The organism is Streptomyces sp. NPDC006624 (assembly GCF_040611555.1).
Lineage (GTDB): Bacteria > Actinomycetota > Actinomycetes > Streptomycetales > Streptomycetaceae > Streptomyces.
Genome location: NZ_JBEXOM010000010.1, coordinates 88,532 through 110,386 on the forward strand (window position 1 = coordinate 88,532; position 21,855 = coordinate 110,386).

Sequence of the window (21,855 nt, forward strand, 5' to 3'; positions counted from 1 at the left end):
TTGGACACACCTTTGGGAGGTACCGGTCCGGCCGGGAACGGAAGCGGGACACCCCCGCGGTCACGAATTGAGGTACGTCAGCACGGCCAGCACCCTGCGGTGATCCCCGTCGCTCGGCGACAGCCCCAGCTTCAGGAAGATGTTGCTGACGTGCTTCTCGACCGCCCCGTCGCTGACCACCAGCTGCCGGGCGATCGCCGAGTTCGTCCGCCCCTCGGCCATCAGCCCCAGCACCTCGCGCTCCCGCGGGGTGAGCCCCGCGAGCACGTCCTGCTTGCGGCTGCGGCCCAGCAGCTGCGCCACCACCTCCGGGTCCAGGGCCGTACCGCCCCCGGCCACCCGCACCACCGCGTCCACGAACTCCCGCACCTCGGCCACCCGGTCCTTCAGCAGGTAGCCGACGCCCCGGCTGGAGCCCGCGAGCAGCTCCGTGGCGTAGCGCTCCTCCACGTACTGCGACAGCACGAGCACCCCGAGCCCCGGGTGGGCCTTGCGCAGCTGCACCGCCGCCCGCACGCCCTCGTCGGTGTGCGTCGGCGGCATCCGCACGTCGGCCACGACCACGTCCGGCAGCTCGCCCTGCGCGTCCAGCTCCGTGATGGTCTTGATCAGGGCCTCGCCGTCCCCGACGCCGGCGACGACGTCGTGCCCCCGGTCGGTCAGCAGCCGGGTCAGGCCCTCCCTGAGCAGCACGGAATCCTCGGCGATGACCACCCGCACCCTGTCCTCCACGATGTTCGGCCCCCCACAGCCCGACGCCGCCCGTCCGCGGCCCACAACGGCTCCACGCCCACCCGTGCGACGGGTCCAGCATTTCAGTATCGGAGGGCGGATGGGGACGGCGACGCAAAACGCGGGGGTGGGCGTCAGGTCTGGGGGAGGGGGTGGTCCGGGGGTGGGCGTCGGATCCGGGGAGTCGGTCGGGCTCTGGGGAGGGGTTCGTGCCCGGGGCGAGGGTCGGGCAGAGCGAGCAGGATCGCGGGCCAGGGAATCGGTCCCCTGGCCCGCTGATCCGCTGGCCCGCTGGCCCCCGGCCCGCTTGCCGCCTCACGGGACGGAACGGTCGTGCCGGTCCCGCCCGCAGGTCACCGCACGCGCTCGTCCCGCCACGGCAACTCCGCCGTCACCCGGGTCGGCCCGCCCACCGGCGAGTCCACGACCAGGATCCCGTCCACCGCGTCGAGCCGCTCCGCCAGCCCGGCGAGACCGGAGCCCTCGGCGGTGTCGGCCCCGCCCACGCCGTTGTCCACGACCTGGAGCATCAGCCGGTTCTCCGTCCGCCAGACCTCCACACCCGCCCAGGTCGCCCGCGCGTGCTTGCTGATGTTCTGCAGCAGCTCCGACACCGTGAAGTACGCGATGCCCTCGATCGCCGGCGCGGGCCGCTCCACGAGGTCCACCTCGACCCGCACCGGCACCGTGCAGCGCGACGCCACCGCCGACAGCGCCGCGTCCAGCCCCCGGTCCGTCAGCACCGCCGGGTGGATGCCCCGGGCCAGGTCACGCAGTTCCTGCAGCGCCGTCTTCACCTCGCCGTGCGCCTCGTCCACCATCCGGGCGGCCGCCTCCGGGTCCTCCTGGAGCTTCTCCTTCGCCAGACCCAGATCCATCGCCAGCGCCACCAGCCGCGCCTGCGCCCCGTCGTGCAGGTCCCGCTCGATGCGCCGCAGGTCGGCCGCCGCCGTGTCGACCACGACACCCCGGTCCGACTCCAGCTCCACCACCCGCGAGGCCAGCCGTGACGGCCCGAGCAGCCCGTGCACCATGAGCCGGTCCACCATCGTCAGCGCCCGCACGATCCACGGCGTGGCGATCGTGAACAGCAGCCCCACCAGCGCCGTCACCGTGATCTCGAAGGCGTTGTCCAGGTAGACCCGGTGCGTCTCGTCGCCGTACAGCTGGATCCCGTCCTGCCCGGCGTACATCGGGAACACCCAGAACCACAGCGGGTACGTCAGCAGCCCCCAGCCCAGCGTCCACACGGTCACGGTGACGGCGAAGGAGAACACCGCCCAGGGCAGGTGCAGCACCGCGTACAGCAGGGCCCGCCACGAGCTGCCGCTCTTGAGGACCGCGCCCATCCACGCCATGGCCCCCTGCTTCCCCACCCGCAGCGGCTCCGGCTCGGCCACGTCCAGGTCGAGCAGCGCCCGGGCCCGCGCCCGCTCCAGCACCCCGATGCCGCGGCAGCCGGCGAGTGCCCCCGCCAGCACCGGTATGCCGAGGAACGTCACCAGCAGGCCCGCCCCCAGCGACACCATGGTGACCGCGTAGGTGAACAGCAGGATGCTGATCGGCAGGCTCAGCAGGACGTAGCCGAGCTCGCGCCAGGTGCGGCCCTCGACCGGCGCCCGCAGCGCGGCCGGCATCCGGTGCCGCCGTTCGGTGCTCCCGGGGTACCCGGCCCCGCTGTCGAGCCCGTACCCCTGTCCGTACTCCGTGGCCATCGGCGTCGTCCTTCTCCTCGTCCTGCGGCTGTTCCCCCGTACCTCCACCCTGCTCCGCCGCAGGTCGGCGGACCATGGAGTCCGTCGGCGTCTTGGACGGGGGGTTTTCCCCACCCGGGGCGCGCGGGGCGGGTGCGAACGCACGCGCGGGGCGGGTGCGTTCGCCCTGCCGGACCGGCAGGGCGAGAGCCGGACCGGCAGGGCGAAAGCCGTGCCCGGCTGCCGGAGCGGCTCCCGGTGCGGCTGCCGGAGTGGCTCCCGGAGCGGCGCGTGCCGCCCCGGTTCGCCGGTACGCCTAGCGCGGGGTGTCCGGGGCGGAGTCGTCCGTGCGGTCGCGCCACGGCAGCTCCGCCGTGACCTTCGTCGGGCCGCCCTCGGGCGACTCCAGGACGAACAGGCCGTCGACGGCGTCCAGCCGGTCGGCCAGGCCCTTCATCCCCGTACCGCCGTCCAGCCGCGCGCCCCCGCGGCCGTCGTCCCCCACCTGGATCAGCAGCCGGTCCCCGGTCCGCCAGACGTCCACCGAGGCCGACCGCGCCCCGCTGTGCTTGCTCACGTTCTGCAGCAGCTCCGAGACGGTGAAGTAGGCGATGCCCTCGATGGCCTGCGCCGGGCGCTCCACCAGGTCGACCGTCACCTTCACGGGGACCGTGCAGCGCGAGGCGACCGACGACAGCGCCGCGTCCAGACCACGATCGGTCAGCACCGCCGGGTGGATGCCGCGGGCCAGGTCCCGCAGCTCCTGCAGCGCCAGCTTCACCTCGCCGTGCGCCTCCTCGACCATCGCCGCCGCCGCGTCCGGGTCCTCCAGCACCTTCTCCTTGGCCAGGCCGAGCCCCATCGCCAGATTGACCAGCCGCGCCTGCGCCCCGTCGTGCAGGTCCCGCTCGATGCGCCGCAGGTCCGCGGCGGCCGTGTCGACCACGACCCCCCGGTCCGACTCCAGCTCGGCGATGCGCCGCTCCAGCTCGTCGGACGGCGACAGCAGCCCGCGCACCATCGCCCGGTCGGCGTTGGCCAGGCCCCGCGCGATGAACGGCAGCACCGGCCACAGCACGAACAACGAGGTCAGCGTGACGGTGAAGGTGAGCACACCCCACGGCAGCCGGATGGACTCGTACAGCACCGCACGCCAGCCCACCGGGTCCTTCAGCGACATCCACAACCGCGGCAGGAAGCCGCCCGCGCCGCGCAACGGCAGCCGGCTCGGCTCGTCCACCCGCACCCCGAGCAGCGCCCTGGCCCTCGCCCGCTCCATCCGGCCCAGCAGCCGCGCTCCCATGAGACTCACCGCCAGCAGCGGGAACCCGACCACCGTGATCGTCAGCCCGAAGCCGGTGAACAGCACCGTCACGACATAGGTGAAGCCGAGCAGCGCCACCGGGAGGTTCGCCAGGAGGTGCGCGATCTCCTTCCAGGTGTGCCGGTCGTAGGCGAGACGGGGCGGCGGCGGGTGGCCGTCCTGCCCGGCCGCCGTCGAAGCCCCCTGCGCGCCGGGGGACGGGAAGCGTTCGGTCATGTGCGTAAGCGTGCCCGGCCCCGGGCGGCCGCGCCATGAGGTGGGCCGGCAGGATCGACTGAGGAAAACCCCACCCCCGCGCACCAGCCCGTGACGGGCTGCTTACCCTGCCTTTATCAGGGCCTAGACTCCCGTGCGTACAGATCGTCGAACAGCGGCACCCGCCTTCCCGGCCGTTCCCGGCCGTTCCGGGCCGGGGGCCGCGGGATCGTCGCGGGAACCCAGTCCGAGTTTCAGGGAGCGAGGGACGGACGTGCCGGAACCGACCGTCGTCACCACGACCGTCGTCGCGGCGGACTACTTCCAGTCCTATTCGGTCGTCGGACTGCTCGCCGTGGTCGGCGTGCTGTTCGTCGCCGTCGCCTTCGGGGCCGGCCGCCTGCTGCGGCCCGTGGTCCCGACCCCCGAGAAACTCCTGACCTACGAGTGCGGCGTCGACCCCGTCGGCGAGGGCTGGGCCCACACCCAGGTCCGCTACTACGTCTACGCCTTCCTCTACGTGATCTTCGCCGTCGACTCGATCTTCCTGTTCCCCTGGGCGACCGTCTTCGCCGCCCCCGGCTACGGCGCGACGACCCTGGTCGAGATGTTCATCTTCCTCGGCTTCCTGGCCGTGGGCCTGCTCTACGCATACAAGAAGGGCGTCCTGGCATGGACGTGACCCCCTCCAGCCCCGAGCCCGTGCTGCTTCCCGAGCCGAAGCGGCTGGGCGCCCTCGCGCGCCTCGCACCCGAGCCGATGAAGGTGATCCTCAACTGGGGCCGCCGCTACTCGCTCTGGGTCTTCAACTTCGGCCTCGCCTGCTGCGCGATCGAGTTCATCGCCGCGTCGATGGCCCGCCACGACTTCATCCGCCTCGGCGTGATCCCCTTCGCGCCGGGCCCGCGCCAGGCCGACCTCATGGTCGTGTCCGGCACGGTCACCGACAAGATGGCCCCGGCGGTCAAGCGGCTCTACGAGCAGATGCCCGAGCCGAAGTACGTCATCTCCTTCGGCGCCTGCAGCAACTGCGGCGGCCCGTACTGGGACTCGTACTCCGTCACCAAGGGCGTCGACCAGATCATCCCCGTCGACGTCTACGTCCCCGGCTGCCCGCCCCGGCCCGAGGCGCTGCTCCAGGGCATCCTCAAGCTCCAGGAGAAGATCGCCCGCGAGTCGCTGGGGGAGCGGTACGGCAGCACCGCCGACCGTCCCTCGACGGCGGCACTGCAGAGCGGACTGGTGCGGCCACCCGCCCCGGAACCGGCCCCCGGGGAGGGACGATGAACGCGGTCGGCTGGCTGCCCGCCGACGCCGGTGAACTCTTCGGCCCGGACGCCACGGCCGAGGAGTCCTACGAGGTCCTCACCGTCGACGTCCCCCCGGCGAGCTGGATCCCCGCCCTGGAGACCGCCCGCGACCGGCTGGGCTGCACCTACTTCGACTGGCTGAGCGCGGTCGACGAACCCGGCGCGGGCTTCCGCGTCGCGGCACACGTCGCGGCGCTGTCCCCGCTGAGGCGTCTCCTCCTGCGGACGACGGTTCCGCACGAGGCCGCCGCCCTGCCCTCGGCGGTCGCCGTCTACGCCGGTGCCGCCTGGCACGAGCGCGAGACCCACGAGATGTTCGGCATCATCTTCGAAGGCCACCCGGGGCTGGACCACCTGCTCCTCCCCGACAACTTCGAAGGCCACCCGCTGCGCAAGGACTTCGTCCTCGCCGCCCGCGTCGCCAAGGCCTGGCCGGGCGCGAAGGAACCGGGCGAGTCGGAGCACGGTGGCCCCAAGCGCCGCCAGATGCTCCCGCCCGGCGTCCCCGACCCCAACGAGTGGGGCCCCCTCAAGGGCCAGCTCCCCCCGGCCCCCGCCCGCCCGGCCCGGGGCGCGGCCCGCGCGGCGGGCGACCGCCCGGCCCGCGCGGCTCGCCCCTCCGGCGAACGTCCGGTGCGGCGGACCCGGTCGGCATCGGAGGGCTCGGCCAGCCAGACCGCGGCCGCAGCGTCTGGAACGAGGACGGAGAGGGGCACGGAGACGGGGACGGAGACGGAGGGGGCAGCGGTCGAGCCGAGGGCTACGGGCCCGACCACGACCACGAACTCGACTCCGAGCCCGACCTCCACCTCGGCTTCGGCTTCGGCCGCAGAGGGAGCCCTCTCGGCCACGGAGGCACAACCGCCTGCCGCCGATACCGGATCCCAGGCGGATGAGGCCGGGACCGCGAGCCCGTCGGCGGGGCCGCGCCGCGCGCGGAGCGCGAGCGAGGGCTCGGCATCGCAGCGGACCCGGCCGTCGGACACCTCCGCCGGCCCTCGCCGGGCGCGCAGCGCATCGGAGGGCAGCACCAGCCAGCGGGCGGCGACCGGCCCCGGTGAGAGCCGCAGCGGCGGCGACGCGGCCGGCGCTGAAACCGGCGACGAGCCGGCCAGGCCCTCGCGTACGCCGCGCAGCTCGGACGCCCCCTGGCACCACGCCCGCCCGGCGTTCGACGACAGCGCGGAGCGCGCGGAAGCCGCAGAGGCCGCACAGGCCGCAGAAGCCGCGGATTCCCGGGAGGACGCGGAGCCCGGAGCGGCCAAGGAGCCTTCGGAGGGCACGGGACCCACGAAGGCCACGAAGCCCAGGAAGCCCACGGAGCCGGCAGACAGCTCCGAGGAGCAAGCCCCCACCGCCCCGCCAGCACCCAGAGACCAGGCAGACCCCGAAGACCCCGAGGACCCGGCAGGAGGCCCGCAGTGAACGACGCGCTCGACGTCACCCTGCGACTCCTGATCGTCTTCGTCGTCTTCCTCACCTTCCCCCTGGTCATCGGCCAGACCGAACACAAGGTGATGGCCCACATGCAGGGCCGCCTCGGCCCCATGTACGCCGGCGGCTTCCACGGCTGGGCCCAGCTGATCGCCGACGGCGTGAAGTTCGCGCAGAAGGAGGACGTCGTCCCCGCGGGCGCCGACCGCCGCATCTTCCAGCTGGCCCCCGCCGTCGCCCTCCTGCCCTACCTCCTCGTCCTGCTCGCCATCCCGATCGGCCCGGGCGAGGGAGCCGTCGGCCAGGTCATCGACGCGGGCGTCTTCTTCGTCCTGGCCGTCATGGGCGTCGGCGTCCTGGGCTCGCTGATGGCCGGCTGGGCGTCCGCGAACAAGTTCTCCCTCCTCGGCGGCCTGCGCACCGCCGCCCAGCTCCTCGCCTACGAACTGCCGATGCTGCTGACCGCCGCCTCGGTGGCGATGGCGGCCGGCACCGTCTCCCTCCCCGGCATCCTCGACGCCTTCGAGTGGTGGTGGCTGCCCTGGCAGATCGTCGGCGCGATCGTCTTCTTCGTCGCCGGGCTCGCCGAACTCCAGCGTCCGCCCTTCGACATGCCCGTCGCCGACTCGGAGATCATCTTCGGCGCGTACACCGAGTACACCGGTCTGCGCTTCGCTCTCTTCCTCCTCGCCGAGTACGCCGGGATCGTCGTCCTGTGCGGCCTGACCACCGTCCTGTTCCTGGGCGGCTGGCACGGCCCCTGGGGCGCCGACGGCCTCGGCTGGGTGTGGACCCTGCTGAAGACCGCCGTCCTCGCCTTCATCGTGATCTGGCTCCGCGTCACCTACCCCCGCCTGCGCGAGGACCAGCTCCAGAAGCTCGCCTGGACGCTCCTCGTGCCCCTCGCCCTCGCCCAGATCGCCCTCACCGGCGTCGTCAAGGTGGTGATCCAGTAACCATGGCCCCGATTCCAGGAAGTGGCCTGGCCAAGGGCCTGGCCGTCACCCTCCGCACGATGACGAAGAAGTCCGTCACCGCGCAGTACCCGGACGCCCAGCCCGACCTCCCGCCCCGCACCCGCGGTGTGATCGGCCTGTTCGAGGAGAACTGCACGGTCTGCATGCTGTGCGCCCGTGAGTGCCCCGACTGGTGCATCTACATCGACTCCCACAAGGAGACGGTCCCGGCGGCGACCCCCGGCGGCCGCGAACGCAGCCGCAACGTCCTCGACCGCTTCGCCATCGACTTCTCCCTGTGCATGTACTGCGGTATCTGCATCGAGGTCTGTCCTTTCGACGCCCTGTTCTGGTCCCCGGAGTTCGAGTACGCCGAGACCGACATCCGCGACCTGACCCACGAGCGCGACAAGCTCCGCGAGTGGATGTGGACCGTCCCCGCCCCGCCGGCCCTCGACCCCGGCGCGGAGGAACCCAAGGAACTCGCCGCCGCCCGCAAGACCGCCGACAAGCTCGCCGCCCAGCAGGCGCCCCAGGATCCGCCCGCCCAGCAAGCCGCGCCGGCCACCGAGCCGCACGCCACCGAACCGCACCCCACCGAGTCGCACGCCGACGAGCAGGCCCGGGCGGCCGAGCAGCCCACCCGCCCGCAGGGTGACTCCCCGCAGCAGACCGACCAGCCGGAGACCGATCAGCCGGAGACCGATCAGCCGGAGACCGGGCAGGAGGGCCGGGCATGACCCTCTCCGCCACCACCGGCCTCCTCGCGTCCGGCCCGGCCAGGGCCGCCGCCGAGACCCACGGCTTCCTCTCCCCGACCGGCGTCGAGATCGCCTTCCTCCTCGTCGGCCTGGTCACCTTCGGCGCCGCGATCGTCACCGTCACCACCCGCCAACTGGTGCACGCCGCCCTGTGGCTGGTGGTCGCCCTCGGCGGTCTGGCCGTCGAGTACCTCCTGCTCACCGCCGAGTTCATCGCCTGGGTGCAGGTCCTCATCTACGTCGGTTCCGTCGTCGTCCTCCTCCTGTTCGGCCTGATGCTCACCAGGGCCCCCATCGGCCGTTCCCCGGACGCCGACTCCGGCAACCGGTGGGCCGCCCTCACCGTGGCCGTCGCCGCGGCCGCCGCCCTGGTCTGGGTCGTCGTCGACGCCTTCCGCACGACCTGGATCGACCTGGACGGCCCCGCCGCCGGCTCCACCGAGGCCACCGGCGCCAGCCTCTTCCAGAACTGGGTCCTCCCCTTCGAGGCCCTCTCCGTCCTCCTCCTCGCGGCCCTGGTCGGCGCGATCGTCCTGTCCCGCAAGGCGAAGCCCGAGGCCGCCTCGCCGACCGCCGAGGCCACCACCCGGCGCGACGACACGGAAGGGGCCCGCTGATGCACCTCGCCTATCCCGCCGTGCTCTCCGCCCTCCTGTTCTGCACGGGCCTGTACGGCGTCCTCGCCCGGCGCAACGCGATCCTGGTGCTGATGTCGGTCGAGCTGATGCTCAACGCCGTCAACCTCAACCTGGTCGCCTTCGACGTCTGGCTCAGCAGGGCCGCCGAGGAGACCCTGCACTCCGGCCAGGCCCTGACCCTGTTCACCATCGCCATCGCCGCCGCCGAGATCGGCATCGGGCTGGCGATCGTCCTCGCCGTCCACCGCAACCGCGGCACCGCGGACATCGACAAGCTCCGCGACACCGCCGAACGGCACGACCCCGACGGCCCCGGCAGCGACCGCCCGGGCAGCGACGCCCGCACGGCCGAGCAGTCCGGCGAGGCCCAGAAGGCTGAGGCCACCGCGTGACCACGACCACCCTCGCCGTCCTCGTCCCCCTCCTTCCGTTCCTCGGTGCCGCTGCCGGCCTGCTCCTGGGCCGCACGGCACCCGGCTTCGTCCGCCCGCTCGCCGTCCTGCCGACGCTCGCCTCCCTGGTGCTCGCCGCGCTGGTCGCCGCACGCCAGGGCGGGGACGCGGCCGTCGACGCGGCCACCGAACTCACCCCCACGGGCTCGGTCCCGATCGAACTCGCCCTGCACATCGACGGCTTCGCCGCCCTCGTCGCCGTCCTGGTCGGCCTGGTCGCCTCCTGTGTGCAGATCTACTCGACGGGCTACCTGCGCGACGACCCGCGCTACCCCTCCTACGCCGCCCTCGTCTCGCTGTTCACCTCCGCGATGCTCCTGGTCGTCTACTCCGGCGACCTGATCGTGCTGCTGGTCGGCTGGGAAGTCATGGGCATCTGCTCCTACTTCCTGGTCGGCCACTACTGGGAGACCCCGGAGGCCCGCGCCGCCTCCCTCAAGGCCTTCCTGGTCACCAAACTCGGCGACGTCCCCTTCCTGATCGGCCTGTTCGCCCTGGCCACCGACGCCGGGTCGTTCCGCATCACCCGGGTCCTGGGCGCCGTCGCGAACGGCTCGCTCGACCACCCGACGCTGATCGCGCTGCTGCTCCTCGCGGGCGTGGCAGGCAAGTCGGCGCAGTTCCCGCTGCACACCTGGCTTCCCGACGCGATGGCGGGCCCGACCCCCGTCTCCGCGCTGATCCACGCCGCGACGATGGTCGCCGCCGGTGTCTACTTCATCGCCCGTCTCCTCCCGCTCTTCGAGGCCTCCCAGGCCGCGATGGTCGTCCTCGCCGTCATGGCCGCCGTCACCATGGCCGGCTCGGCCCTCGCCGCGCTCGCCCAGGACGACATCAAGCGCGTCCTCGCCTACTCGACGATCGGCCAGCTCGGCTACATGACCGGAGCCCTCGCCGTCGGCGACCGCGGTGCCGCCGTCTTCCACCTCCTGTCCCACGGCGCCTTCAAGGCGCTGCTGTTCCTGGCGGCGGGCGTGATCATCCACGCCGCCGGCACCAACTCACTTGCCGCCATGTCCCGCATGGGCAAGCTCCGCGACCGCGTTCCGGACGCCTACTGGACGATGACCGTGGCGCTGCTCGCACTCGCCGCGATCCCGCCGTTCAGCGGCTTCTTCTCCAAGGAGGCCGTCCTCGGCGCCGCCGAACACGTGGTCGGCGGACACACCGAGCACGCTCCCGCCGCCGCGGCCTGGATCGTCCTCGCCGCCGGTCTCGTCACGGCCCTGCTCACCGCCGCCTACGCGATGCGCCTGTGGCTGCTGGCCTTCCGGGGCCGGGGCGCCGAAGCCCCCGACCACGGCAGGCAGCCGCTGACCATGACCGTCGTGCTCTGGGTCCTGGCGGTCCCCTCCCTGGCTCTGGGCGGCTTCGCGTTCCGTGCGCTGCCCGACTGGTTCGACGGACGCGACCTCGGCCCGACCCTGACCACCTCCGTGCTGGGCACGGGCGTGGCCCTGGTCGGCGGCATCGTCATGTACGGCGCCTGGCGGCACACCACCGCGCTCGCCGCGGGCGCCCCCCTGGGCGCCGTCGCGGCCCACCCGGAGGGCGACGCCGCCCTGGTCGAGGCGGAAGCCATCGCCACCCACAAGCCGGCCTACGGCGACATCGCCTACGCACCCGACCCCGCCGACCCGGGACGGCTCCTGCTCGGCCCCCTGCACCGGCCCGCGGCCGCCGGCTTCCACCTGGACGCCGTGTACTCGGCCCTCTTCGTCCGCCCGGTCCAGGCCGCTGCGAGCCTCGTCCGGTTCCTCGACCGCGAGGTCGTCGAGACCTACGTACGCGGTGCGGGTGCGCTGCCGGGCTGGCTGGGCACCGCCGTGCGGCGCGCCCAGACCGGCAACGTCCAGACCTATGTGAGCGCGCTGCTCGCCGGCACCGTCGTCCTCGCGGTCGCCGCCGTCCTCGTCGCCACGGGAGCGTGAGCAGGCGTGATCGATATCAGCGAGTCCGTGATGCAGTTCCTTCTGGCGTTCATCGTCGTCGGCCCGCTCCTCGGCGCCGCGGCGGCTCTCCTGCCGGCCCCGCCGGGGCTGAAGGGGAAGTCCCCCGAGCAGGCCGTGCTGCGGCACGGCGTCACCGTCACCGGCGCGATCCTCGTCGCGGCGATCGCCCTGGTGCTCGGCTTCGACCACGACCAGCCGTCGAAGATGCAGGCCAGCACCGACATCAGCTGGATCCCGGCACTCGACGTGCGCATCCACCTCGGCATCGACGGCATCTCCCTCCCCCTTCTGGTCCTGACCGCGCTGCTGACCTTCCTCTGCGCGCTCTACTCGTACTTCAAGATGCCCGCGGGGCCGTCCCCGAAGGCCTTCGTGGCCCTGCTGCTCGTCCTCGAGTCCGGCACACTCGCGACCTTCGCCGTCCTCGACCTGCTGCTGTTCTTCCTCGCCTTCGAGATGGTCCTCATCCCGATGTACTTCCTCATCGCCCGCTGGGGCGGCGAGGGCCGGAGCCAGGCCGCCTGGCGGTTCATCCTCTACACGCTGCTCGGCTCTGTGGTCATGCTGCTCGGCCTGCTCCTGATCGGAATCAAGGCGGGCACGTTCGACATGGTGGCACTCGCCACTGACAACGGCCGGTCGCTGACGGCGTCCGTGCAGGTCATCGCCGTTCTGGCGATCGGGATCGGGCTCGCGGTCAAGACCCCGATGTGGCCGCTGCACAGCTGGCTCCCCGACGCCCACACCGCGGCCCCGACCGTCGGCTCGGTCCTGCTGGCCGGCGTCCTGCTGAAGATGGGTACGTACGGATTCGTCCGGATCCTGCTGCCCATCGCCCCGGACGGCTTCCAGACCTTCGCCCCCTACCTCGCCGCCCTGGCCGTCGTCGGCATCATCTACGGGTCCCTGGCGTGCCTCGCCCTCGCCAAGCAGGGGGCGAAGGGCGACCTCAAGCGCCTGATCGCGTACTCCTCCGTCGGCCACATGGGCTTCGTGCTGCTCGGCATCGCCACCATGACCCCGACCGGCGTGAACGGCGCCCTGTTCGCCAACATCGCCCACGGCCTCATCACCGGCCTGCTGTTCTTCCTGGTCGGCGCCCTGAAGGACCGCACCGGCACCACCGACCTCGACACCCTCGCCGAGGAGACCGGCGCCGCCCTGTACGGCAAGGCCCCCCGCCTCGGCGGCCTGCTCGCGTTCGGCGCGGTCGCCTCGCTCGGCCTGCCGGGCCTGGCCGGGTTCTGGGGCGAGATGCTCGCCCTGTTCGGCGCCTTCCGGCCCGCCGAGGGCCTCAGCCGCCCCGCCTTCCTCACCTTCATGGCGATCGGCGCCTTCGGGACGTTGCTGACGGCCGCCTACGTGCTGATCGTGGTCCGCCGGGTCTGCATGGGCGCCCAGCCCCGGAGCGCGCCGGCCTTCCCCGACGTCCGCTCGTACGAGCTCGCGGCCTGGGCCCCGCTCGTCGCCCTCACCGTCGTCGCGGGTCTCTGGCCCAAGGCCCTGCTCGGCCTGAGCGACCCGGCCGTCCAGCAGCTCCTCTCAGGAGGCACCCGATGAGCTCCCCGGCCCCGGCCCTGGCCGCCTCGCTCGTCCAGTCCGTCGACTGGCTCGCGATCGCCCCGCCCACCCTCGCGGCGGTCGTCGCCCTCGTCGTCCTGGTCGCCGACCTGTTCGTGCCCGAGCACCGCAAGGCACTGCTCGGCTGGACGTCGGTGGCGGGCCTCGCCGCCGCCACGGCGCTGCTGCTGCCCCTCCTGGACGGCGCCCGCAGCACCTTCTGCCTCACCGGCGACGCCGCCGTCTGCAGCTACACCGCCGACCGCTTCACCCTGGTCATCCAGTTCCTGGTGCTCGGCGGAGCCCTCCTGTCGGCCCTCCTGTCGGTCACCGCCCTGAAGGACGCCCGCAAGGAGCTGCCCGAGGGGGAGTACTGGTTCCTGCTGCTGTCCTCCGCGGCCGGCGCGGCCCTGCTGCCCGCCTCCCGCGACCTCGCCACCCTGATCGTCGCCCTGGAGGTCGCCTCCCTGCCGGCGTTCGCGCTGGTCGGCCTGAGGTACGGCGACCGCAGGTCCTCGGAAGCGGCCCTGAAGTTCTTCCTGTCCTCGGTCACCGCGACCGCGGTCAGCCTGATGGGCGTCAGCTTCCTGTACGCCGCCACCGGCACCCTGCACCTCACCCTCATCGCGGACCGCATCCAGGGCGTCGACGGGCAGCTCCAGACGCTCACCCAGACCGGTGTCGTCCTCACCCTGATCGGCTTCGCCTTCAAGACGGCGGCCGTGCCCTTCCACTTCTGGGTGCCCGACACGTACGTGGGAGCGCCCCTGCCGATCGCCGCCTATCTGTCGGTCATCGGCAAGGCGGTCGGCTTCACCGGCCTGATCCTCGTCACGGTCGTCGCCCTCCCGTCCTACGCGGACGTCTGGGGCCCCGCCCTGGCAGCCCTGGCCGCGCTGACCATGACCGTCGGCAACGTCGGGGCCCTCAGGCAGCAGGCCACGCGCGCGTACAGCGCCGTACGCCTGCTCGCCTGGTCCTCCGTCGGCCAGGCCGGCTACCTCCTGGTGCCGATCGCGGCCGCCGCGTACTCCGGTGACGCCGAGAAGTCGATCGGCTCCACCGTCGCCTACGCCCTGATGTACGGCGCCGTGAACCTGGGCGCCTTCGCCGTGGCCGCACTCGTCGCCCGCACGAAGCCGCTCAACCGCGTCGCCGACTACCGCGGCCTGTACGCCTCCAGCCCTCTGTCCGCGCTGCTCCTGGCGTTCTTCCTGCTCTGCCTCGCCGGGCTGCCGCCGGGCATCATCGGCCTCTTCGCCAAGGTCACGGTCTTCTCGGCGGCGGTCGACGCCGGCCTCGGCTGGCTGGCCGTGGTCATGGCCGTCAACGTCGTCATCGCGCTCTTCTACTACCTCCAGTGGACGGCCCTGCTGTTCCGCGCCCCCGAGGGTGATACCGCGAAGCACCGCGTCCCCGCCCCGCTCACCGCGGCGATCGCCCTGACCGGCGTCCTGGGCATCGCCCTGTCCGGCGCGCCCCAGCTGGTCCTGCGCTTCACCGACACCGGGCTCTTCTGAGGCGGCCCGTCCCGCCCGGACTCACACCCGTGCGCCCGGACCGCCACACCCGGACCGTCGCGCGGATCTCGCTTTCACCACGCGCGCGTGGGGCACTCGGCCCCGCACGCGTGCGTGGCGCGTCCGGACGCCGTCACCCGTACGGTCCACGGCCGGCCCGGTACGCACAAGGGAACTAGTGCCTCCCGCCTGGCGTTGACCAGTACGGGAGGGTCCACTGGATGTAGGACAGCGGCACCAGTGGCACCGCAGAAACCGCAAGCAAGGGTCCCCCTGCCGCACCACTTGGAGGGCGCACCGTGCACCGCCGGCACAACGGGCTCAGGACAGCGATCCTCCTCGGGGGACTGTCCGCCATCATCATCCTCATCGGCAGCTTCTTCGGCCGCACGGGGCTCGTGATCGCCGTCCTGGTCGCGCTGGCGACCAACGCCTACGCGTACTGGAACAGCGACAAGCTGGCCCTCCGCGCGATGCGCGCCCGCCCGGTGAGCGAGTTCGAGGCCCCCCAGCTGTACCGCATGGTCCGCGAGCTCTCCACCCAGGCCCGCCAGCCCATGCCGCGCCTGTACATCTCCCCCACGGAGGCCCCCAACGCCTTCGCCACGGGCCGCAACCCGCGCAACGCCGCCGTGTGCTGCACCGAAGGCATCCTCCGCATCCTGGACGAGCGTGAGCTGCGCGGTGTCATCGGCCACGAGCTCAGCCACGTCTACAACCGCGACATCCTCATCTCGTCCGTCGCCGGCGCCCTCGCCTCCGTGATCATGTTCCTGGTCAACTTCGCCTGGCTGATCCCGATCGGACGCTCCGACGACGACGACGGCCCCGGCCTGCTCGGCATGCTGCTGATCATGATCCTGGGCCCGCTCGCCGCCGCGCTCATCCAACTGGCCGTCAGCCGCTCCCGGGAGTACCAGGCGGACGCCTCCGGCGCCCAGCTCACCGGCGACCCCCTCGCCCTGGCCAGCGCCCTGCGCAAGCTCGAACTCGGCACGAAGCAGCTCCCGCTGCCGCCGGAGCCGCGTCTCGAGACCGCCAGTCACATGATGATCGCGAACCCGTTCCGCCCCGGCCAGGGCCTATCGAAGATGTTCTCCACACACCCGCCGATGGCGGATCGCATCGCCCGGCTCGAGAAAATGGCAGGTGGGAACCAGTGAGGACCGTACTGAACGTCATATGGCTCGTCCTGAGCGGCTTCTGGCTGTTCCTCGCCTACATGGCGGCGGGTCTGCTCCTGTGCATCACCATCATCGGCATCCCGTTCGGCATCGCGGCCTTCCGCATCGGGGTCTACGCCCTGTGGCCCTTCGGATACACGACGGTCGAGCGCCGTGACGCGGGTGCGCCGTCCTGCGTCGGCAACGTGCTGTGGCTGGTGCTGGCGGGCTGGTGGCTGGCTCTCGGCCACATCGCCACCGGCCTGGCCCTGTGCATCACGATCATCGGGATCCCGCTCGGCATCGCCAACTTCAAACTCATCCCGATCTCGCTCTTCCCGCTGGGCCGCGACATCGTGCGCACCAGCGAGCCGTTCGCGGTGCGCTGAACCGCGGGGCGGGACCGTCCCGTTTTCCACAGGCCGGGGGTTGTCCACAGGCTCGCACGGCGCTCGGCGGCGGCACGCATCATGAACGCATGACCGCGAACGAGCAGATGACGCCCCGAGTACCGACCAGCCTCCACAACGACCGTCCGTCCCAGCCTCCACAACGCCCTTCACGGCCGCCGGACTTCCCACCCGTGCAGGCCGGCACGGCGTGAGCACCCTGACGGAAGTGGCCGACCGGATCCCGCCCGTCGGGCGGAGCAACCGAGGGGCCCGGCCCGGTCGGCGCACACCCACCAACGACAGCCACGCCGCGCCCTCGCCCGCCTGCCGGCCTCACACCCGTCCGCCACCGCAGCAGCCGCCTACGGCCACCGCCGCCAAGGCCGCATCCACTGACGGCCACCGCCGCCCACGGTCACATCCACTGACGGCCACCGCCGCTCACCTCCGCACCCGCTGACGGCCACCCCCGCCTACCGCCGCGCCCACCATCGCCGCACCCCGTACGCGGCCACGCCCACGACCAGCCCGCCCGCGCCCACGACCACCGACACCCCCGGCAGCGAGAACGCCAGCACGAGGCACCCGGCCAGCCCCACCACCGGCACCACGCGTGCCGTGGGCGCCGAATCCAGCGTCCAGGCCGAGGCATTGGCCACCGCGTAGTACGCCAGCACCCCGAAGGAGGAGAACCCGATCGCGCCCCGGACGTCCACCGTGGCGGCCAGGACGGCGACCACCGCACCCACGGCCAGCTCCGCCCGGTGCGGCACCTGGAACCGCGGGTGCACAGCCGCCAGCGCACCCGGCAGATGGCGGTCCCGGGCCATGGCCAGCGTCGTCCGCGAGACGCCCAGGATCAGGGCGAGCAGCGACCCCAGCGCGGCCACGGCCGCACCCACCCGCACCACCGGCACGAGCCAGGGCAACCCGGCCGCCCGTACCGCCTCGGCCAGCGGCGCGGCCGCATCGCCCAGTGCGTCCGGGCCCAGCACCGAAAGGACAGCCAGCGCCACACAGGCGTACACCACCAGCGTGATGCCCAGCGCCAGCGGGATCGCGCGCGGGATGGTGCGCGCCGGATCCCTCACCTCCTCGCCGAGCGTCGCGATCCGCGCGTACCCGGCGAACGCGAAGAACAGCAGACCGGCCGCCTGCAGCACCCCGCCCGCACCGCCCGACGCCCCGATGTCCAGCCGCCCGGCATCGGCTTCGCCCGACACGAGACAGCCGACCACCACGGAAGAGAGGACCGCCAGGACCACCGCCACGATCACCCGCGTCAGCCACGCCGACTTCTGAATCCCGCCGTAGTTCACCGCGGTCAGCGCCACCACGGCCGCGACCGCCACCGCGTGCGCCTGCTCCGGCCAGACGTACGTGCCCACGGTGAGCGCCATCGCCGCACAGGAGGCCGTCTTCCCGACCACGAACGACCAGCCCGCGAGATACCCCCAGAACTCCCCGAGCCGCTCACGCCCGTACACGTACGTGCCGCCCGAGGCGGGGTAGAGGGCGGCGAGGCGAGCCGAGGACGTGGCGTTGCAGTACGCGACCACGGCCGCGACGGCGAGCCCGAGGAGCAGACCGGACCCCGCCGCCTGCGCCGCCGGTGCGAGGGCGGCGAAGATCCCGGCTCCCACCATCGAGCCGAGTCCGATGACGACGGCGTCACCGACACCGAGGGTGCGGCGCAGTCCGGAACCGTGGGCTGTCATGCGACGCACCCTACTGATCAGCGCAACCGGTGGGTGAGGCGCGGACGTCCTCCCCGGCAAGACGGTGTGAACGCGCGCGGCGAGGACGGCGTACGCGGAAAGACACGACGCACCACCCACGGCCACGGCCGGCCGGGAGCAAGATCACAGGCCCCGGAAGAGTGCGGGCACAGCGTGGAAGGGCAGGTTCACGGCATGACCATCATCAGCTGGATCATCCTGGGGCTGTTGGCCGGGGCCATCGCGAAGTTCCTGTTGCCGGGACGCGACCCGGGCGGCCTCATCGGCACGACCCTGATCGGCGTCGCGGGGGCGTTCATCGGCGGCTGGATATCGGCCCGCTGGATGGACCATCCGATCAGCAAGGACTTCTACGACGGCGCGACCTGGGCGGCGGCGATCGGCGGCTCCCTCGTCCTCCTGATCGTCTACCGCCTGCTCTTCGGCAACTCGCGTGACTGACTGCGCCCCGCCGCTGCCGACAGGAGAGAAGGGCGGACACCCCAGCGGGTGCCCACCCTTCTCGTAGCCGCGCAGTCCATGGAGCCCGGGGGCTGAACCGGTGCTGCCGGTCCTACCGGCCCTTCCGGTCCTGCCTGTCTACCGGTAGTTCACGAACTGCATGGCGAAGTCGAAGTCCTTGCCCTTCAGCAGGGTGATGACGGCCTGCAGATCGTCACGGCTCTTGGAGCTGACCCGCAGTTCCTCGCCCTGCACCTGCGCCTTCACGCCCTTGGGGCCCTCGTCGCGGATGGTCTTCGCCACCTTCTTCGCGTTCTCCTGGGAGATGCCCTCCTTGATGGACGCGAAGATCTTGTACTCCTTGCCGGAGAGCTGGGGCTCACCGGCGTCCAGCGCCTTCAGCGAGATGCCGCGCTTGATCAGCTTGGACTGGAAGACGTCGAGGATGGCCTTCACCCGGTCCTCGGAGTTCGCCTCCATGAGGATCTTCTCGCCGGACCATGCGATCGAGGCGCCCACGCCCTTGAAGTCGTAGCGCTGCGAGATCTCCTTGGCGGCCTGGTTCAGTGCGTTGTCGACCTCCTGCCGCTCGACCTTCGAGACGATGTCGAAACTGGAGTCGGCCATGTCCTGTGGCTCCTTGTATCGGGGTGCGTATCGTGCGTACCGGCGTACGGGGCGGCCGGCGGGCCCGTTCAGGCCCCTCGTCGCATCCGGACAAGCCTAGCCACCCCCCGCCCTCGGGGCGCCGATCAATCGGGTGGCGAAGCACCCCTCCGCATCAGGTATCGTTTACGTCGTTGCCACGGAGCACCGCCGAAAAGCGGTGCGACGAGCAGCCACCCCGGCGGTGTGCCCGAGCGGCCAAAGGGAGCAGACTGTAAATCTGCCGGCTCAGCCTTCCCAGGTTCGAATCCTGGCGCCGCCACACTGGGGAAGACCCCCTTCCATCTGCCTCTGCGCAGACGGGAGGGGGTCTTTCGTTGTCCCTATCGCGCCCTCTCGCGCTCACTCCCCACCGGCGTGACGCGTCTCACCCACCACCACATGGAGCCGACGCCCCCTCGCCCCCGCTCTCGCCCTCCTCGCCCCGCCCTCGGCTCGCAGCGACGTCCACTCACGCGCTTCTCTCTGTTTCCCCCGAACGAACGGCTGAACAGAACAGCGGAAATAAAGATCGCTGCGGTGTTTCTGTCGATGCGGTGTCCCCCTTGAATTCGCGGCGCGCGAAGAAAAGCGGAGGGAAAGGTGATCGGGATGCACAGGGCCGTGCTAGCCGTGGCGGGCACTCTTCTCGCCTGGGCCGCATCGCCCGTACCGATGTCACCGATGTCGCTGTCGTACGCCCAACTGCCCTCCTGGCCCGCGCACGCACCCGCTCGAACCCATGCGTCCGTGCCCGGGGACAGCGCCACGCGCACCCACCACCGTCCGTCCCGCGAAGGCATGGCGGCAGCGGTACGAGCGGCCGGCGCGGTGCGTGCGGCGGACGCGGCGGGCGAGGTCGTCGCGGCCGTCAACCGCCATCGCGCGCGGGCCGGTTGCCGCCCCTTGCGGTTGCGGGCCTCCCTCAATCGGGCCGCCTGGGCACACAGTGCCGACATGGCCCGCAGCCGGCACCTCGGCCACACCGGGACGAACGGCAGCAGCCCCGCCTCCCGGATGCGCGCGGCCGGCTACCACCCACGCCACGTCGCCGAGAACATCGCCGCAGGTGTGCGGACACCGCAGGCCGCCGTCCGCACGTGGATGCACAGCGCCTCGCACCGGGTGCTCATCCTCACCTGCCGCTACACCCACGCGGGGGTCGGCGTCGCGAGGGGACACGGAGGCCTCTGGTGGACGCTCGACCTGGCCACCGGCCGCTGAGGTCACAGACGCAGTAATGACCGCGGAAAAGACACACACGCAGCCGGAAAAAGAAAAAGCAAGGAGACATGCGCTCCTTGCCACTCTCAACTTATAGCGCACGGGGGGCCTTGCGGCAAGCCCCCCTCAGTGCCGCAGAATCCTCGGCCTGAAGGAAAAGCGGGCGAAAAATGGGGGTTGTCTTGATCGATGTGATCATTGCCGGTGGTGGCCCGACCGGGATGATGCTGGCCGCCGAGCTCCGGTTGCGCGGGGCGCACGTGGTCGTGCTGGAGAAGCTGGCGGAGCCGACCGGGCAGTCCCGCGCGCTCGGCCTGCACGTGCGCAGCATCGAGGTGCTGGACCAGCGCGGTCTGCTCGAACGGTTCCTCCCGCTGGGGACGAAGTACGAGACCGGCGGGTTCTTCGCCGGCATCCTCAAGCCGTGGCCCGGCCGGATGGACACCGCGCACGGGTACGTCCTCGGCATTCCGCAGGCCGTCACCGAGCGGCTGCTGACCGAGCACGCCGTGGCAGCCGGCGCAGAGCTGCGGCGCGGCACCGAGCTGGTCGGACTGAGCCAGCACGAGGAGGGGGTGACCGCCGAGCTGGCCGACGGCACCCGGCTGCGTTCGCGCTACCTCGTCGGCTGCGACGGCGGCCGCAGCACCGTGCGCAAGCTGCTCGGCGTCGGCTTCCCGGGGGAGCCCAGCAGGACCGAGACGCTGCTGGGCGAGATGGAGCTGACCGCGTCGCCTGAGGAGTTGGCGGCGGTCGTGGCCGAAGTCCGCAAGACGCACTTCCGGTTCGGCACCATGCCGCTGGGGGACGGGGTGTACCGGGTCATCGTGCCCGCCGAGGGGGTGGCCGAGGACCGTACGGTCGCGCCGGCCTTCGAGGAGTTCAAGAAGCAGCTGCGGGCGTTCGCCGGCACCGACTTCGGGGTGCACTCGCCGCGCTGGCTGTCCCGTTTCGGCGACGCCACCCGGCTGGCCGAGCGCTACCGGGTCGGCCGGGTGCTCCTGGCGGGCGACGCGGCGCACATCCACCCGCCGACCGGGGGGCAAGGGCTCAACCTCGGCATCCAGGACGCCTTCAACCTCGGCTGGAAACTGGCTGCGGAACTGGGCGGTTGGGCGCCGGAAGGCCTGCTGGACACCTACCACAGCGAACGGCACCCGGTGGCCGCCGCCGTGCTGGACAACACCCGGGCGCAGATGCAGTTGCTGTCCCCCGAGCCGGGGCCGCAGTCCGTGCGCCGGCTGGTCGAGGAGCTGATGGACTTCGAGGAGGTGAACCGCTACCTCATCGAGAAGATCACCGCGATCTCCGTCCGCTACGACTGCGGCGAGGGCCACGAACTGCTCGGCCGGCGGCTGCGGGACGTACCGCTCAAGCGCGCCCGTCTCTACGAGCTGATGCGCGGCGGCCGAGGGCTGCTCCTCGACCAGACCGGGCGGCTCTCGGTGGCCGGCTGGGAGGACCGCGTCGACCACGGCGTCGACGTCAGCGAGGAACTGGACCTCCCCGCGGTGCTGTTGCGGCCGGACGGCCATGTGGTGTGGGCCGGCGAGGACCAGCAGGAACTGCTCGGCCGGCTGCCGCGGTGGTTCGGCCCGGCAGCCGGCTGAGCACCGCGCTCCGGTCGCTTATTCGCTTATTCGCCTATTCGCCTATTCGCTTGTTCGCTCAGTCGTCGGCGTGGGCGAGTTCGATGTCGTGCTCGTCCACGCCCGTGCCCGCG

The 21,855-nt window shown here is 72.1% G+C and carries 20 protein-coding genes and 1 tRNA gene; 16 read left to right on the forward strand and 5 right to left on the reverse strand.

All coding sequences use genetic code 11. The features are described 5' to 3' along the window. Positions 1–60: 60 nt before the first annotated feature. From ABZY20_RS20030 to ABZY20_RS20040, 3 genes are all read right to left on the reverse strand, one after another. The gene (locus ABZY20_RS20030; RefSeq protein WP_356443006.1) at positions 61–720 is read right to left on the reverse strand and encodes a response regulator transcription factor; all 660 of its coding nucleotides are present in this window, start codon (positions 718–720) and stop codon (positions 61–63) included. A gap of 365 nt (positions 721–1,085) precedes the next feature. After that, positions 1,086–2,447 (reverse strand): sensor domain-containing protein, encoded by a 1,362-nt coding sequence (locus ABZY20_RS20035; protein ID WP_356442860.1) that lies wholly within the window; start codon positions 2,445–2,447, stop codon positions 1,086–1,088. Between the two features lie 295 nt (positions 2,448–2,742). After that, positions 2,743–3,966 carry a sensor domain-containing protein gene (locus ABZY20_RS20040; protein WP_356442861.1) on the reverse strand — a complete coding sequence of 408 codons (1,224 nt, stop codon included), beginning with the start codon at positions 3,964–3,966 and terminating at the stop codon, positions 2,743–2,745. 253 nt (positions 3,967–4,219) lie between these two features. Between ABZY20_RS20040 and ABZY20_RS20045 the strand changes: the two genes are divergently transcribed. The 12 genes from ABZY20_RS20045 (at position 4,220) to ABZY20_RS20100 (ending at position 16,080) form a co-directional block, all read left to right on the forward strand. Beyond that, on the forward strand, positions 4,220–4,627 hold the full coding sequence (locus tag ABZY20_RS20045; protein ID WP_010041427.1) for an NADH-quinone oxidoreductase subunit A: 408 nt from the start codon (positions 4,220–4,222) through the stop codon (positions 4,625–4,627). Then, positions 4,618–5,232: an NADH-quinone oxidoreductase subunit B family protein gene (locus ABZY20_RS20050; protein ID WP_356442862.1), complete on the forward strand. Its 615-nt coding sequence runs from the start codon at positions 4,618–4,620 to the stop codon at positions 5,230–5,232. The genes ABZY20_RS20045 and ABZY20_RS20050 overlap by 10 nt, the downstream gene beginning before the upstream one ends. Continuing rightward, on the forward strand, positions 5,229–6,680 hold the full coding sequence (locus tag ABZY20_RS20055) for an NADH-quinone oxidoreductase subunit C (RefSeq protein ID WP_356442863.1): 1,452 nt from the start codon (positions 5,229–5,231) through the stop codon (positions 6,678–6,680). The genes ABZY20_RS20050 and ABZY20_RS20055 overlap by 4 nt, the downstream gene beginning before the upstream one ends. Beyond that, positions 6,677–7,645 carry a complex I subunit 1 family protein gene (locus ABZY20_RS20060; RefSeq protein ID WP_356442864.1) on the forward strand — a complete coding sequence of 323 codons (969 nt, stop codon included), beginning with the start codon at positions 6,677–6,679 and terminating at the stop codon, positions 7,643–7,645. Before ABZY20_RS20055 ends, ABZY20_RS20060 begins: the two co-directional genes overlap by 4 nt. A gap of 2 nt (positions 7,646–7,647) precedes the next feature. Then, positions 7,648–8,385 (forward strand): 4Fe-4S binding protein, encoded by a 738-nt coding sequence (locus ABZY20_RS20065; protein ID WP_356442865.1) that lies wholly within the window; start codon positions 7,648–7,650, stop codon positions 8,383–8,385. Beyond that, the gene (locus tag ABZY20_RS20070; RefSeq protein ID WP_356442866.1) at positions 8,382–9,023 is read left to right on the forward strand and encodes an NADH-quinone oxidoreductase subunit J; all 642 of its coding nucleotides are present in this window, start codon (positions 8,382–8,384) and stop codon (positions 9,021–9,023) included. The genes ABZY20_RS20065 and ABZY20_RS20070 overlap by 4 nt, the downstream gene beginning before the upstream one ends. After that, positions 9,023–9,436 (forward strand): NADH-quinone oxidoreductase subunit NuoK, encoded by a 414-nt coding sequence (gene nuoK / locus ABZY20_RS20075; RefSeq protein ID WP_356442867.1) that lies wholly within the window; start codon positions 9,023–9,025, stop codon positions 9,434–9,436. The genes ABZY20_RS20070 and nuoK overlap by 1 nt, the downstream gene beginning before the upstream one ends. Further along, on the forward strand, positions 9,433–11,427 hold the full coding sequence (locus tag ABZY20_RS20080; protein WP_356442868.1) for an NADH-quinone oxidoreductase subunit L: 1,995 nt from the start codon (positions 9,433–9,435) through the stop codon (positions 11,425–11,427). Before nuoK ends, ABZY20_RS20080 begins: the two co-directional genes overlap by 4 nt. Before the next feature lie 6 nt (positions 11,428–11,433). Then, the gene (locus tag ABZY20_RS20085; protein ID WP_356442869.1) at positions 11,434–13,008 is read left to right on the forward strand and encodes an NADH-quinone oxidoreductase subunit M; all 1,575 of its coding nucleotides are present in this window, start codon (positions 11,434–11,436) and stop codon (positions 13,006–13,008) included. Continuing rightward, positions 13,005–14,528, forward strand: coding sequence for an NADH-quinone oxidoreductase subunit N (locus ABZY20_RS20090; protein ID WP_356442870.1), 1,524 nt, complete (start codon positions 13,005–13,007; stop codon positions 14,526–14,528). Before ABZY20_RS20085 ends, ABZY20_RS20090 begins: the two co-directional genes overlap by 4 nt. Positions 14,529–14,827: 299 nt before the next feature. Continuing rightward, complete coding sequence (gene htpX, locus ABZY20_RS20095; RefSeq protein ID WP_356442871.1) at positions 14,828–15,691, forward strand: zinc metalloprotease HtpX; 864 nt, start codon at positions 14,828–14,830, stop codon at positions 15,689–15,691. Then, a complete protein-coding gene (locus tag ABZY20_RS20100; RefSeq protein WP_356442872.1) occupies positions 15,688–16,080 on the forward strand; it encodes a YccF domain-containing protein in 393 nt (130 codons plus the stop codon). The genes htpX and ABZY20_RS20100 overlap by 4 nt, the downstream gene beginning before the upstream one ends. Before the next feature lie 476 nt (positions 16,081–16,556). Here the strand turns inward: ABZY20_RS20100 and ABZY20_RS20105 are convergent, their stop codons facing one another. Next, positions 16,557–17,801, reverse strand: coding sequence for an APC family permease (locus tag ABZY20_RS20105; protein ID WP_356442873.1), 1,245 nt, complete (start codon positions 17,799–17,801; stop codon positions 16,557–16,559). 195 nt (positions 17,802–17,996) lie between these two features. On the opposite strand from ABZY20_RS20105, the gene ABZY20_RS20110 reads away from it, so the two are divergent. Continuing rightward, a complete protein-coding gene (locus ABZY20_RS20110) occupies positions 17,997–18,263 on the forward strand; it encodes a GlsB/YeaQ/YmgE family stress response membrane protein (RefSeq protein ID WP_356442874.1) in 267 nt (88 codons plus the stop codon). A gap of 138 nt (positions 18,264–18,401) precedes the next feature. Here the strand turns inward: ABZY20_RS20110 and ABZY20_RS20115 are convergent, their stop codons facing one another. Beyond that, positions 18,402–18,890, reverse strand: a complete 489-nt coding sequence (locus tag ABZY20_RS20115) for a YajQ family cyclic di-GMP-binding protein (protein WP_094054423.1) — start codon at positions 18,888–18,890, stop codon at positions 18,402–18,404. 219 nt (positions 18,891–19,109) lie between these two features. Here ABZY20_RS20115 and ABZY20_RS20120 point away from each other — a divergent pair. From ABZY20_RS20120 to rox, 3 genes are all read left to right on the forward strand, one after another. Then, positions 19,110–19,191, forward strand: a tRNA-Tyr gene (locus ABZY20_RS20120). Between the two features lie 329 nt (positions 19,192–19,520). Continuing rightward, the gene (locus ABZY20_RS20125) at positions 19,521–20,132 is read left to right on the forward strand and encodes a CAP domain-containing protein (RefSeq protein ID WP_356442875.1); all 612 of its coding nucleotides are present in this window, start codon (positions 19,521–19,523) and stop codon (positions 20,130–20,132) included. Between the two features lie 182 nt (positions 20,133–20,314). Next, entirely contained in the window at positions 20,315–21,742 is a 1,428-nt protein-coding gene (rox, locus tag ABZY20_RS20130) for a rifampin monooxygenase (RefSeq protein ID WP_356443007.1), read from the forward strand. The last annotated feature ends 113 nt before the right edge of the window (positions 21,743–21,855 follow it).